Origin of the sequence: Chlorobaculum thiosulfatiphilum (assembly GCF_006265165.1) — a bacterium.
GTDB classification, from domain to species: Bacteria; Bacteroidota; Chlorobiia; order Chlorobiales; family Chlorobiaceae; genus Chlorobaculum; species Chlorobaculum thiosulfatiphilum.
The window spans coordinates 100,129-113,805 of sequence record NZ_VDCH01000002.1 but is presented as its reverse complement, the minus strand read 5'-3'; the positions used below and the strand labels follow the sequence as shown (position 1 = coordinate 113,805).

Below are 13,677 nucleotides of genomic sequence, written 5' to 3'. Positions count from 1 at the left end.
CTCATGATATCCATTCTTCCTATTAAGCGGCGCTTTTCTCCAGATTTTCGCTGATGACTTTGTAGCTCTTCTTCATCAGTGCTTCGGCCTTGCCGGGTTCTATCGGTTTGCCGATGATCATGCGCACCGTGCCGTGGTTGATCTTCAGGCTCTTTTTCGGGGTGATGCGGTTGCTGCCGATAATGGTGACCGGCAGCACCGGCACTTTTGCTTTCTCCGCAATGATGAATGCGCCTCGCTTGAAGGGCAGTATTTCTCCGGTTTTGGAACGGGTGCCTTCGGGGAAGATGTGGATAGAGCGCCCCTGTTTCAGGGTTTCAGCGGCCTGCAACATGCTTTGCAGCGCCTCCCGGTTCTGTCCCCGCTTGATGAATACATATCCTCCCGATTTCAGCGCTGGGCCGAACACCGGTATTTTGCCCAGCTCCTCCTTGGCCACGAACCTGAGATTGAGCTTCATCGCGCCGAGAATCAGCGGAATGTCCGCCATGCCAGCATGGTTGCTCACGACCAGGTAGGTGTCGCCGGGCCGGTAATTTTCTTCGCCCTCCACTTCGACGCTTATGCCGAGCACTCTGGCCGAAAAGCGTCCCCACCAGGCGGCAACCTTGTGAAAGCGATCGCCGGTCGGGTCGAACAGGTTCAGAACGAGCGCATAGAGCAGCCCGAAGAACATGACCGGGATGATCACCAGAAAGAAAAGCAGCGTCTGGATATTCATGGGCCAGCCGTTCAGATTGCTTGACGGTCGAGATCCGACAGGAAGCGTTCCAGCTCTTCGTACCGGTTGCCGATCAGGGTAGCTTTTTTCTGCTTGTTCATGATCTCCTCCATCGCTTCCGGAAGCGGCACCTCTTTGCCGGTGGCGGTCATGATTGCTTCGTCGAACTTGACCGGGTGAGCCGTCGAAAGCACGACGCCCGGCTTGCCTGCGTCGGCGTGATCCTTGCGATACTGGTCGAGTGCGCGGTAGCCGACGGCGGTGTGCGGATCCATGACATAGCCGTATTTTTCATGCACCGAACGGATTGTTTCGAGGGTGTCCGCATCCGACACCGCGATGCCGGTGATCTGTTCGCCCATCTTCCGGAAATCGTCGTCGAAGAAGTAGCGCAGCCGGGCGAAGTTGCTCGGGTTGCCTACGTCCATCGCCGTGGTCAGCGTACGGACGGTCGGCTTCGGTTCGTAACGCCCCTCGTCGAGATAGCGCGTGACGCTGTCGTTGGCGTTCGAGGCGGCGATGAAGTGGTCAATCGGGAAGCCCATCATTTTCGCCATCACGCCTGCGGTCAGGTTGCCGTAGTTGCCGCTCGGGACCGAGAAGATCGGCAGTGCGTCCGGCTGGCGCTGGCGTAATTGCAGGGCCGCCCAGGCGTAGTAGAACGACTGGGGAATGAGGCGCGAGATGTTGATGGAGTTTGCCGAGGTCAAGGTCAGCTTTTGCCGGAGCGTTGGATCGACGAATGCCTGCTTGACGAGGCGCTGGCAGTCGTCGAAATCGCCCTTCACTTCAAGCGCGAAAACGTTGTCGCCCGCCGTGGTGAGCTGTTGCTCCTGGAGTCGGCTCACCTTGCCCGACGGGTAGAGCAGCACCACGCGGGTGTTCGGGATGCCGTGGAAGCCGTAGGCCACCGCGCTGCCGGTGTCGCCCGAGGTGGCGACGAGCACTGTGATGAGGCGGCTCTCCTCGGAGGCGAAGTAGCCGGTCATCCGGGCGAGGAAGTGTGCGCCGTAATCCTTGAAGGCGAGCGTCGGGCCGTGAAACAGCTCCTCGACGTACGTGTCGGCATCGAGCTGGTGCAGTGGCGTATCGAAGGTGAAGCATTCGTCGATCAGCTCCGAGAGTCGGTCGAGCGGAATTTCGTCACCGGCGAATTTTTTCGCGATAGCGAAGGCGATGTTGTTGAACGAACCCGTTTGAAGCAGCTCGATCTCTTCGGGCGAGAATCGCGGCATGACCGAGGGAACATAGAGACCACCATCGGGAGCGAGTCCTTCGAGGGTGGCTTTTTTCATCGTGACGGGAGCGGAGGCTTTCGTGGTGCTGTAGAAGATCATATCGAGATGCGTTTCAAGGAGTTGTGCTGAGGATGCGCGCGCCCTGGCTGCAAATTGGCGAGACCCACATGTCGGAAGCGAGCGCGGCCTTCGAGCAGAGGAACGCCTCCTGCATGGCCGCGCCCACCGTTTCGGCGGCTTGCCGGGAAGCCGAGAAGGCGAAGACCGACGGCCCCGATCCGGCGATGCTGCAACCGAGCGCACCCGAGTCGAGCGCTGCCCGCTTGACCTCGGTGAATCCGGGGATGAGCGGCGCGCGTTTTGGTTCGGCCACCACATCGACCAGCGCCCGTCCGATCAGGTCGTAATCCTCCATCAACAGGCCAGCAACCAGCGCGCCGACGTTGCCCCACTGCTGAGTGGCGGTCGAAAGCGGTATCGATTTGGGCAGCACAGAACGGGCGAACGAGGTCTTCAGCTCCGTGTGCGGATGTACGAGTGTGCAAAAGAGGTTTGCCGGTGGCCGGATGGTGATCAGGTCGAGCGGGCTATAGCTGCGGATCAGGATGAAGTTGCCGAGCATTGCCGGAGCGGCGTTGTCGGCGTGAGCCGAGCCGCAAGCGACACGTTCGCCCTCAATGGCGAAGTGCACGAGTTCCATTTTGGAGCAGGGCGAACCGAGCAGCTCGTTGGCCGCTACGAGCGCCGCCGCCGCGCTGGCCGCGCTACTACCCATGCCGCTGGAGAGGGGCAGATTTTTTTTGAGCAACAGGTCGATATGGCCGTCAAAAGCGATGCCCTTTGTGGTGCGGATATATTCGAGAAACTTGAGGACAACGAAACTTGACGTGTTTTTTTTTGGATCGAGCGGCAGCGCTCCGCCATCACCAATGATCGAGGTGATCGAAACGGGGCAGTCACTCCGGTGCTCGTCGTGAAGCGTCAGCACGACCTCGTCTCCGGGTTCGGTGATGGCGAATCCGAGAACGTCGAAACCGCAGGCAACGTTTCCAACCGTTGCTGAAGCAAATCCAGTGACGGTTTTCATGGCGTGATACGGGGCAAAATTCCTGGTTTGGTCTGGTGTCGATGGAGTCCGGAAACGGCGATTATCCAAATTGGTTCTGGCATTTGAATAACTGAATGCTTTTCATTAAATTCTGAATCAATTTTCAGGAGTGTTACGGGCCGTAGCCGGAATCAGTGAAAAGGTACGGAGAATCTTTTTCTTTTCTTAACAATAACATATCGAATTCCATATGTCAACAGCAGTCAGACCCGATGAGGTGTCTTCCATACTCCGCAAGCAGCTCGCCGGCTTCGAGTCGGAAGCGGATGTCTATGATGTAGGAACCGTTCTGCAGGTCGGTGACGGTATCGCCCGTATTTACGGATTGTCCAGCGTGGCCGCAGGTGAACTCCTCGAATTTCCCAACAATGTGATGGGAATGGCTTTGAACCTCGAAGAAGACAACGTTGGTGCTGTGCTGTTTGGCACGTCAAACTCGGTCAAGGAAGGCGATACGGTCAAAAGAACCAAGATTCTCGCTTCCATTCCGGTTGGCGAGGCCATGCTTGGCAGGGTTATCAACCCGCTCGGCGAACCGATCGACGGCAAGGGGCCGATCAATACCGATATGCGCCTGCCGCTCGAGCGTCGCGCTCCCGGAGTTATTTTCCGTAAGTCTGTGCACGAGCCGCTCCAGACCGGCCTGAAAGCAATTGACGCCATGATTCCGATCGGCCGCGGCCAGCGCGAGCTGATCATCGGCGATCGCCAGACCGGCAAGACCGCCGTCGCGCTCGACACCATCATCAACCAGAAGGGCAAGGGCGTACAGTGTATTTACGTGGCTATCGGCCTGAAAGGTTCGACGGTCGCCCAGGTTGTGAATACCCTCGAAAAGTACGGTGCGATGGAATATACCACGGTCATTTCGGCTACCGCCTCCGACCCGGCTCCGCTCCAGTTCATCGCTCCTTTCGCCGGCGCGACCATCGGCGAGTTCTTCCGTGACACCGGTCGCCACGCGCTGGTCGTTTACGACGATCTCTCCAAGCAGGCCGTGGCCTACCGCCAGCTCTCCCTGCTCCTCCGCCGTCCGCCGGGACGCGAAGCCTACCCCGGCGATGTGTTCTACCTGCACTCCCGTCTTCTCGAACGCGCCGCGAAGATCACCGACGACATCGAGGTGGCCAGAAAGATGAACGATCTGCCCGAACCGCTGAAGCCTCTCGTCAAGGGCGGCGGCAGCCTCACGGCGCTTCCGGTCATCGAGACGCAGGCCGGTGACGTGTCGGCGTACATTCCGACCAACGTGATCTCGATCACCGATGGTCAGATATTCCTTGAGTCGAACCTCTTCAACGCCGGTCAGCGCCCTGCTATCAACGTCGGTATCTCGGTCTCCCGCGTCGGCGGCGCCGCCCAGATCAAGGCAATGAAAAAGGTTGCCGGTACGCTCCGTCTCGACCTGGCGCAGTTCCGCGAACTCGAAGCCTTCTCGAAATTCGGTTCCGACCTCGACAAGACCACCAAAGCCCAGCTCGATCGCGGCGCTCGCCTGGTTGAAATCCTCAAGCAGGGCCAGTACATTCCGATGCCGGTCGAGCGGCAGGTCGCCATTATCTTTGTCGGCACCCAGGGGCTGCTCGACTCGGTTGATCTCAAGCATGTTCGCCGTTTCGAGGAGGAGTTCCTCGCCATGCTCGATCAGAAACACCCCGACATTCTCACCTCCATCGCCGAGAAGGGAACGCTCGAAAATGACATGGCCTCGAAGCTCAAAGATGTGGCTGTAAAATATATCGCCGCTTTCAAAGAGAAGATCAAAGCCTGACGGCGGATGCAAGAGTGAGCCGGACGCTCCTGTGTTATTCAGGGGCGTCCGCAAGATTATCGGCAATACCAACAATGTTTCGGAATACATGCCAACTTTAAAGGACATACGCATACGCCTCAAGGGTATCAAATCCACGCAGCAGGTGACCAAGGCCATGAAGATGGTTGCAGCCGCCAAGCTGAGGAGAGCGCAGGATCGGGCGATCCAGGCCCGTCCGTATGCCGGGAAGCTGAAAGAGATGCTCGCATCCCTTTCGACCAAGGTCGATACCTCGCTCAACCCCCTGCTCTCGCCCCGCGAAGAGGTGAAAAAAGTGCTGGTCATTCTGGTCACTTCAGACAGAGGTTTGTGCGGCGGTTTCAATGCCAATATCATCAAGATGGCCCAGAGGGTCATTCACGAGGATTATGCGGCGCTTCACGCCAAGGGCGACGTCACCATGATCTGCGCGGGCACCAAAGGCACCGAGTTTTTCCGCAAGAGAGGATACAATCTGACTGCGGCTTATCCCGCCGTGTTTCAGAATCTCAGCTTCGACTCGGCCAGGGAGATTGCCGATACCGCTTCGAAGATGTATCTGAGCGGCGAGGTGGATCGCGTGGTGCTCGTCTATAACGAGTTCAAGTCGGTGCTTTCGCCGAATCTCAGAACAGAGCAGCTTCTGCCGATCGCTCCCGAGCAGAGCGCGGAGAAAGGCGCAAGCAGCGAGTATCTGTACGAGCCTTCGCCAGCGGCCATCATCGACGAGCTTGTGCCCAAGCACCTGCACACCCAGATGTGGCGTGTGATGCTGGAGTCCAACGCCGCCGAGCAGGCTGCCCGCATGGGCGCGATGGATTCGGCCACGGAGAATGCCAAGGAGCTGATCCGTTTGCTCAACATCAGCTACAACCGCGCTCGCCAGGCGGCTATCACCAAGGAGCTGAGCGAAATCGTCGCCGGCGCCGACGCCCTGAAGCAGTGATAATTGCGGTAGCAAAGCTGTTTTCAAGAAAGCGCCTCGAAACGGGCGCTTTCTTTGTTTTGGGGGGGGGCAGGCGAGAGCGGGGAGAATGGGACGGATGGGACTTGTGGGACTGTTGGGAAGAATGCACGAACAAAATAGGTGTTTGTCCCAGAGGTCCCAAAAGTCACAGAAGTTCCAATTCTGAGAGCTTCGTTGAACCCTCGACTTCCCGGTTTACACCAAACTCACAAAAAGAGTTCTTTCCTGGTTTGTATTATTCACCCGGTCGTGAGAAATTAGAGAGTCATTTCATTACGGTAACGCACCATTGTTCAGCATGAGGGTATTCAAGTTCGGGGGTTCATCGATTGCTTCGGCGGCAAAAATCGGCAATGTGGCCGGTATCATCAGCAAGGAGCTGGAGCGCTCGGCGCTTATCGTCGTGGTTTCGGCGATTGGCAAAGTGACCGACCTTCTTGCCGAGGCTGCGGCGCTGGCGGGCAAAGGCGATGCGGCGTATCGCGAAAAGCTCGACGCCATCGCGTCGCTGCATGGCGGGATCATCCGCGAGCTGTTTGGCGACGCGGCGGCGGCGGAGGAGCCATGGCTCGCCGACCTGATGGCCGAGTTGAACGACGTGCTGCACGGCGTATTCCTCCTTCGGGAGCTGTCCGGCAAGAGCCTCGCTCTCGTGCTGAGCTACGGCGAGCGGCTCTCGTGCCGCATCGTGAGCCGCTACCTGCACGTTTCGGGCACTCCCTCCGAGTGCGTCGATGCTCGCCAACTGATCGTCACCGACGACAACCATTGCTTTGCCAAGGTCGATCGCCTGGCGACCGGCAAGCTGATTCACGAACGATTCCGGAGTCTCGATCCGCTTCCAGTCGTCACCGGCTTCATCGCCTCCGCGCCGGATGGCAGCGTGACCAACCTCGGGCGCGGCGGTTCCGACTTCACGGCGACCATCCTCGGCGCGGCGCTCCATGCCGAAGAGGTGTGGATATGGACTGATGTCGATGGCTTCTACAGCGCCGATCCCAAGCGCGTACCCGACGCACGGGTCATCCCGGAGATCAGTTATGCCGAGGCGATGGAACTCTCTCACGCTGGCGCGAAGGTGCTGCATCCTCTCGCCGTGCAGCCGGTCATGAAGGCGGGCATTGCGTTGCGCATCAAGAACTCTTTCAACCCCGGCGCTCCCGGCACACGAATCGGCCACGAGGCGGCGAGCGCCGAGGGGCTTCCCGGCACGGTGACCGGCCTGACCTCGATCAATCACGTCGTGCTGCTCAGTCTCTCCGGCAGCGGCATGGCGGGCGTACCGGGCACGGCGTCGCGCCTGTTCACCTGCCTGGCGCACCACGCCATCAACATCATCTTCATTTCGCAGGCCTCGTCTGAACAGTCGATCAGCCTGGCCATCGCGCCCGGACAGGCATCGATGGCCAAAAAGGTGCTCGAAGAGGAGTTCGCCCGCGAAATCGAGGAGCGCCGGATCGATCCGGTCAGTATCCGCCGCAGCCTGGCGATGGTGGCCGTGGTGGGCAACAAGATGTCGGGCCACCCCGGCGTGTCGGCGCAGCTCTTCGAGACGCTCGGCAAGAACGGCGTCAACGTGATCGCCGTGGCGCAAGGGGCCAACGAGATGAACATTTCGCTGGTCATCGACAGCGCGGACGAAGACAAGGCGCTCAATTGCATCCACGAGTCCTTCTTCCTCTCGATGCGCAAGGTGCATGTTTTCATCGCGGGCACCGGCACCATCGCCAAAAGTCTCATCAGCCAGATCCGGCAGCATCGCGCCACTTTGCAGAAGGAGATGGCTCTCGACGTGGTGGTCGCCGGGCTGGCCAACACCCGCTCGATGTGCATCGATCCCGCAGGCATCGACCTCGAACACTGGCACGATTCGCTGAAGCCGCGCGAGTCGCACGAAGGGATCGGCCACTACATCCGCCTGATTCAGGAGCAGAACTTGCACAACACCATCGTGGTTGACTGCACGGCGAGCAAGCATGTGGCCGAGAGCTATCCCGAACTGCTCCGCGCGAATATCTCCGTCGCCACGGCCAACAAGCTCGGCATGGCGGGGGCGTGGGAGCTGTACGCCGAGATCATGGAGGCGCTGCGCTCCAGCAACGCGAAGTTCCTCTACGAAACCAACGTCGGCGCGGGCCTGCCGGTCATCAACACGCTCAACGACCTCAAGAACAGCGGCGACAAGATCGTCTGCATCGAGGGGGTGCTGTCGGGAACCTTGAGCTTCATCTTCAACGAACTGCGCAAGGGCGGACGTTTCAGCGAAATCGTCCGCAAGGCCAAGGAGGCCGGTTACACCGAACCCGATCCGCGCGACGACCTCTCCGGGGCCGATTTCGCCCGCAAGCTGCTCATTCTCGGCAGGGAGCTTGGCTACCAGCTCGAATATGCCGACGTCGAGTGCCAGAGCCTCGTGCCCGAAGCGCTGCGCGGCGAGATGACGCCCGCCGGATTCCTCGACGGTCTCTCCTCCATCGACGAGTGGTACGTCGCCGAGATGGCGAGCGCGGCGAGCGAGGGGATGACCATCGCCTACACCGGCGAGCTTCGGGATGGCAAGGCGAAGGTGGGCTTGAAGCGCGTACCGCTCGAAAGCCCGGTGGCCGGGCTGAACGGCACGGAGAATCTCGTGGTCTTCACCACCGGGCGCTACCTCAAAACGCCGCTCGTGGTCAAGGGGCCGGGAGCGGGCGGCGAGGTGACGGCAGGCGGCGTCTTTGCCGACATTCTTCGCATTGCGAGCTATCTGGTTTGAGGCGCTGACATGAAAGCGATCATCATCTCCATCGGCGACGAGCTGCTCAAGGGGCACAGGGTCAACACCAACGCGCCCTTTATCGCTCGCGAACTGGGCGACATCGGCATTGCCGTCAGTCGCATCGTCGCCTGTTCGGACGATCCGCAGGCGATTCGCGACACGGTCGTTTCAGCGCTCGCGGAGGCCGACGCGGTGCTCGTGACCGGCGGCCTCGGCCCGACCAGCGACGACCGGACTCGCGACGCAGTTCGCGAGCTGTTCGGCCGCGGCCTCGTGCTCGACCAGCCGTCGTTCGAGCGGATCGCCGACTACTTCCGCCGTCGTCGCCGTCCCGTGACCGAGACGATGAAAGATCAGGCGATGGTTATCGAAGGCTCGGCGGCGATACCCAACACGAAGGGCACGGCGCCCGGCATGATTATCGAGTGCGCCCCGCAGTTCGCCGGTCGCCACCTCGTGCTGATGCCCGGCGTGCCCGCCGAGATGGAGGCGATGATGCGGCTGACGGTCACGCCCTTCTTCGCGCCGCTCTCCGGGGCCTTCATCCGCCACACTCCCGTCATGACGATGGGCATCGGCGAAACGCTGCTGGCGGAGATGATCGCCGAGGTCGAGGAGGCGCTGCCCTCCGGCACGACCCTCTCCTACTTGCCCCACGCCGCCGGAGTCAGCCTCATGGTGAGCACGTCGGGAGCTTGTCGCGAACAGGTCGATGCGGAGAACCGCCGCGTGGTCGAGGCCATCGCGGCGAAAGCGGGCCAGTTCGTCTATGCCACCTCGGAGGCGACGCTCGAAGAGGTGGTCGTGCGAACACTGCTCGAAAAGGGGCTGACCGTCGCTGTCGCCGAGTCGTGCACCGGCGGGCTGGTGGGGAGCCGTTTGACCGACGTGCCCGGTTCGTCGGGCTGTTTTCTCGAAGGTTTGGTCACCTACAGCAACCAGGCGAAAGTCCGGTTGCTCGGCGTCGATCCGGCGATCATCGAGCGGCACGGCGCGGTGAGCGAACCGGTCGCCGAAGCGATGGCTCGCGGCTGCCTGCTCAACAGCGGCGCGGACATCGCGGTCGCCACCACCGGCATCGCCGGGCCGGGCGGCGGAACGCCCGAAAAGCCGGTCGGCACAGTCTGCGTCGGCGTCGCCTCGAAGCTGCCCGACGGCTCGGCGCGGGTCGAGGCGACGCGCCTCGCCATGTACGGCGACCGTCGCCAGAACAAGATTCGCTTCAGCGAGGCGGCGCTTCGAGGGCTGCTCGTGCGGCTGAAAGAGATGGAATCCTGATATTTTTCAGCGATGCTTTCAACCGCTTCAGGAATGTGTAACTTGGCTGGACGATCCATGTGAACGGGATTACCCCGGATGAGAGAGGATCCACTGAAAACCGCGTGTTCATTTTATGGCTTCCATTGCAAGACTTCCCGATATTGTCGCCAACAAGATCTCCGCTGGCGAGGTGGTGCAGCGCCCCGCCTCGGCGGTCAAGGAGCTGATCGAGAACGCCATCGACTCCGGCGCGAGCCGCATTACCGTTATCATCAAGGATGCCGGGCGGCAGCTCGTCCGTATCATCGACAACGGCTGCGGCATGGAGAGCGACGACGTTCTGCTCAGCGTGGAGCGCTTCGCTACCAGCAAGATCACGGGCGTTGACGACCTCGACGCTCTCCGGACGCTCGGCTTCCGGGGCGAGGCGCTGGCGAGCATCTCCTCGGTGTCGCATTTCGAGCTGAAGAGCCGCAGGGAGGGCGCTCCGCTCGGCACGCTGCTCAGGAGCGAAGGCGGCGTCGTCGAAACTCCGCAGCCCGCGCAGTGCGAAACCGGCACCTCCATTTCGGTCAGGAACCTTTTCTTCAACGTGCCCGCCCGGCGCAAGTTCCTCAAATCCAACGCCACCGAGTTCAAACACATCCACGAGACGGTCAAGGCGTTTGTCCTCTCATACCCCGAAATCGAGTGGCGCATGGTCAACGACGACGAGGAGCTGTTCCATTTCCGTACGCCTGATGTGCGCGAGCGGCTGAGCCACTTTTATGGCGAGGGGTTCGGCGAGAGCCTGATCGAAGTGACCGAGGAGAACGACTATCTCTCCATCGGCGGCTACCTCGGCAAGCCGGGAATGATGGCGCGCCAGAAGTATGACCAGTACTTTTTCATCAACCGCCGCCTCATCCAGAACCGGATGCTCGCCCAGGTTGTGCAGCAGGCCTACGGCAATCTGCTCGAAGAGCGGCAGTCGCCATTCGCGCTCCTGTTCCTCGGCCTCGACCCCTCGCTGGTGGATGTGAACGTTCATCCGGCCAAGCTCGAAGTGCGGTTCGAGGACGAAAAAAGCATCCGGAGCATGGTCTATCCGGTGGTCAAACGCGCCGTGCAGACGGCTGATTTTTCGCCCGAAGCGTCGGTCGCGCTGCCGTCCGCGCAAGACGCTTCAAGCCAGGCCGGTTTTCCGGAGGCCTCTGCGAGGAGACTCTCGTTTTCCTCTTTTTCGGGAAAAGCTTCGACGACGGGCGATCTGTTCAGAAACTACCAGCAGGGGGCCTTCAGCCCGGAGGCATCCGGCGCGCCTCCGCTTTTCGACTCTTCGCGGGAGTCGCGGCCAGCCGCTGAAATCAGCCCGGCTTCGATGGTGCAGGAGTCGCTGCTGACTCCGTCGCTCGATCAGCCGGAGATCGCCGGAGAGCAGAATCCGGTCGCGCCGGACAAGGAGCCGAAAATCTGGCAGTTACACAACAAGTACATCATCTGCCAGATCAAGACGGGGCTGATGATTATCGACCAGCACGTGGCCCACGAGCGGGTACTCTACGAACGCGCCATCGAGGTGATGAACGAGGCCGCGCCGAACTCGCAGCAGTTGCTTTTTCCGCAGAAGATCGACCTCAAGCCCTGGCAGTACGAGGTGTACGAACAGGTCAGCGACGAGCTGTACCGGCTCGGCTTCAACATCCGTCCGTTCGGCGGCCTGAGCGTCATGATCGAGGGGGTGCCGCCCGACGTGCGCGACGGCGCGGAGGCGACGATTTTGCAGGACATGATCGCCGAGTATCAGGAGAACGCGGCAAAGCTGAGGCTCGAAAAACGCGACAACCTCGCCAAATCGTACTCCTGCCGCAACGCCATTATGACCGGCCAGAAGCTCGGCGTCGATGAGATGCGGATGCTCATCGACCGCCTCTTCGCCACGCGGATGCCCTACGTCTGCCCGCACGGACGACCGGTGATCATCCGCCTCTCGCTCGGCGAACTCGACCGCATGTTCGGCAGAACGTAGGGGGAGAAGAAATGGACTTGGTGGACTTGGTGGACGTTGTGGACAGAAGAGGGGAAGAAAGAGTGTTGCTGTTTCCGTGTAGCTTGTTTCCTGAAAAATAAGTTCGTACATTTTCGGCCAGAACAATCATACCCTTGTAGCTCAGTGGATAGAGCAGCAGTTTCCTAAACTGTTGGTCGGCAGTTCGAGTCTGCCCAAGGGTACTCCTCACCACTCATACGAGGCCGTTCAGACGGGAAAAAAGCAGCAAGGTTCACCCCTGCTGCTTTTTTTATGGTCGAATTTTGACGGCAAAGTCTACTGCTGGTAGCAGTCGCCCTGTCCTGCGCCTCGACCCTGTCCCCTGCCTGGCCCCCAGCTTCCGCCGGTGTACTGATCCCAAACCCACGCGGCCACGGCGTTCAGCTCAGCGGGGCTGAGCGGTATCGGCGGCATCAGGCCGAAACGGGTGATCGCCTGCTGGTCGGCAAGCACCTTCTCTTTGGAGGGTGACTTTATGAAGTCAGCCATGTATTTGATGCCTTCGGCGCGTGATGAGAAGCGCTGGTGGTAACGGGCGGAGATGGGCAGAATGGGCGGGGCGGATTTGGGCGGCGGGGAGACCGAGTGGCAGACGCTGCAATTTTTGTCGAAGACGGCCTTGCCGTCCACTGCTGCCGAAGCATTTGCCGGAAGGGTTTCTGTTGCGAGTACGCCAATGCCGATGGCAAGGGCAACGCTGAACGTTTTGCTTGAGTGTTTCATGGCTCGTACATAATCATGGGTTTCAACTGTGGTCAACGGTTATCCGTCAACCCGTTTAAAGTTAGTTAAAAAAAGGAAAAACCGGCGGCGAAACCCTCTCAAAGCGACAGCCGTTTTTTCCGCGCCCATAAAACCGTATGTTCAAGGAACAAACAACTTATCAACCAGAACCGTAGATACCTTCATGAAATTGCTCAGAAACACTGTTCTGTTCATTCTGCTTTTGCTGGCTGTCGATGTGGGCAGATATTTTTTTATCCCTGATGTTTCCAGGCTGGCCCACACCAATCCCGGAAAAACCGCTTTTATGGAGTATCGCGAGGCCGAGTGGCGCAACGAGGGGCGCGAAAAAACCATCAAACAGCGCTGGACGCCGCTGCGGAGGGTGTCGCCATCCCTGATCAAGGCGGTACTTATCTCGGAGGATAACAACTTCTGGCATCATGAGGGGTTCGATTTCAAGGCCATCGAAGGGGCGATTGAAAAGAATATCGAGGCGGGTGAATTCAAATTCGGCGCCAGCACCATCAGCCAGCAGCTTGCCAAGAACCTGTTCCTTTCGCCGTCGAAAAATCCGCTGAGAAAGATGAAGGAGGCGATTCTGACCTGGCGGATCGAACAGACGCTCTCAAAACGCAGGATTCTCGAGCTGTACGTCAACGTGGCCGAGTGGGGGGATGGAATTTTCGGCATCGACGCTGCGGCCCGGCACTATTACGGCGTCAGCGCCTCACGACTGACGGCCAGCCAGTCGGCCCGGCTCGCCGCGGCGCTTCCGAATCCGGTTCTGTACAAGCCAACCGGCTCGTCGCGTTTTGTGAAAGTGCGAGCAAAGCACATTTACGCCATTATGCTGAGGAGGGGTCTGGTAGTGCCGGACTACCGCGAGGTGATGGCTGCTCCCGATACGCCGGTCGTGCAGCCGCCGGATTCAGTCGTGGTCGGCGTTCCGGAAAATCTGATCCAGGAGGCGTCGCTTCCGGACAGCCTCCAGCACGATTCATCCCCGGAGCCGGCGCCTGAAGAAACGTCCGAAAGCACTCAGCCCGGCAACTGAAGAGCTTGCCGGGCTGGAGTTAAA

10 protein-coding genes and 1 tRNA gene are annotated in these 13,677 nt (G+C 60.0%); 7 read left to right on the top strand and 4 right to left on the bottom strand.

Going from position 1 to position 13,677, the window contains the following annotated elements:
• Nucleotides 1-22: 22 nt before the first annotated feature.
• Genes FGF66_RS01895 through FGF66_RS01885 form a run of 3 tightly spaced genes read right to left on the bottom strand, consistent with a single transcriptional unit; the run spans nucleotide 23 to nucleotide 3,046 of the window.
• On the bottom strand, nucleotides 23-721 hold the full coding sequence (locus tag FGF66_RS01895; protein WP_139456012.1) for a lysophospholipid acyltransferase family protein: 699 nt from the start codon (nucleotides 719-721) through the stop codon (nucleotides 23-25).
• An 11-nt stretch (nucleotides 722-732) separates the two neighbouring features.
• The gene (thrC, locus tag FGF66_RS01890) at nucleotides 733-2,058 is read right to left on the bottom strand and encodes a threonine synthase (RefSeq protein ID WP_139456011.1); all 1,326 of its coding nucleotides are present in this window, start codon (nucleotides 2,056-2,058) and stop codon (nucleotides 733-735) included.
• A gap of 13 nt (nucleotides 2,059-2,071) precedes the next feature.
• Nucleotides 2,072-3,046 (bottom strand): homoserine kinase, encoded by a 975-nt coding sequence (locus FGF66_RS01885; RefSeq protein ID WP_139456010.1) that lies wholly within the window; start codon nucleotides 3,044-3,046, stop codon nucleotides 2,072-2,074.
• Between the two features lie 211 nt (nucleotides 3,047-3,257).
• On the opposite strand from FGF66_RS01885, the gene atpA reads away from it, so the two are divergent.
• The 6 genes from atpA (at nucleotide 3,258) to FGF66_RS01855 (ending at nucleotide 12,055) form a co-directional block, all read left to right on the top strand.
• Nucleotides 3,258-4,838, top strand: coding sequence for a F0F1 ATP synthase subunit alpha (gene atpA, locus FGF66_RS01880; protein ID WP_139456009.1), 1,581 nt, complete (start codon nucleotides 3,258-3,260; stop codon nucleotides 4,836-4,838).
• An 88-nt stretch (nucleotides 4,839-4,926) separates the two neighbouring features.
• On the top strand, nucleotides 4,927-5,805 hold the full coding sequence (locus FGF66_RS01875) for a F0F1 ATP synthase subunit gamma (RefSeq protein ID WP_139456008.1): 879 nt from the start codon (nucleotides 4,927-4,929) through the stop codon (nucleotides 5,803-5,805).
• 319 nt (nucleotides 5,806-6,124) lie between these two features.
• Nucleotides 6,125-8,581, top strand: coding sequence for a bifunctional aspartate kinase/homoserine dehydrogenase I (gene thrA / locus FGF66_RS01870; protein WP_139456007.1), 2,457 nt, complete (start codon nucleotides 6,125-6,127; stop codon nucleotides 8,579-8,581).
• Between the two features lie 9 nt (nucleotides 8,582-8,590).
• Nucleotides 8,591-9,862, top strand: a complete 1,272-nt coding sequence (locus tag FGF66_RS01865) for a competence/damage-inducible protein A (RefSeq protein WP_139456006.1) — start codon at nucleotides 8,591-8,593, stop codon at nucleotides 9,860-9,862.
• A 115-nt stretch (nucleotides 9,863-9,977) separates the two neighbouring features.
• Nucleotides 9,978-11,852, top strand: a complete 1,875-nt coding sequence (gene mutL / locus FGF66_RS01860; RefSeq protein WP_139456005.1) for a DNA mismatch repair endonuclease MutL — start codon at nucleotides 9,978-9,980, stop codon at nucleotides 11,850-11,852.
• A 130-nt stretch (nucleotides 11,853-11,982) separates the two neighbouring features.
• Nucleotides 11,983-12,055 (top strand) — tRNA-Arg (locus FGF66_RS01855).
• A gap of 94 nt (nucleotides 12,056-12,149) precedes the next feature.
• Here the strand turns inward: FGF66_RS01855 and FGF66_RS01850 are convergent.
• Entirely contained in the window at nucleotides 12,150-12,596 is a 447-nt protein-coding gene (locus FGF66_RS01850; RefSeq protein WP_170181157.1) for a cytochrome c, read from the bottom strand.
• A gap of 184 nt (nucleotides 12,597-12,780) precedes the next feature.
• On the opposite strand from FGF66_RS01850, the gene mtgA reads away from it, so the two are divergent.
• Complete coding sequence (gene mtgA / locus FGF66_RS01845) at nucleotides 12,781-13,653, top strand: monofunctional biosynthetic peptidoglycan transglycosylase (protein WP_139456003.1); 873 nt, start codon at nucleotides 12,781-12,783, stop codon at nucleotides 13,651-13,653.
• The last annotated feature ends 24 nt before the right edge of the window (nucleotides 13,654-13,677 follow it).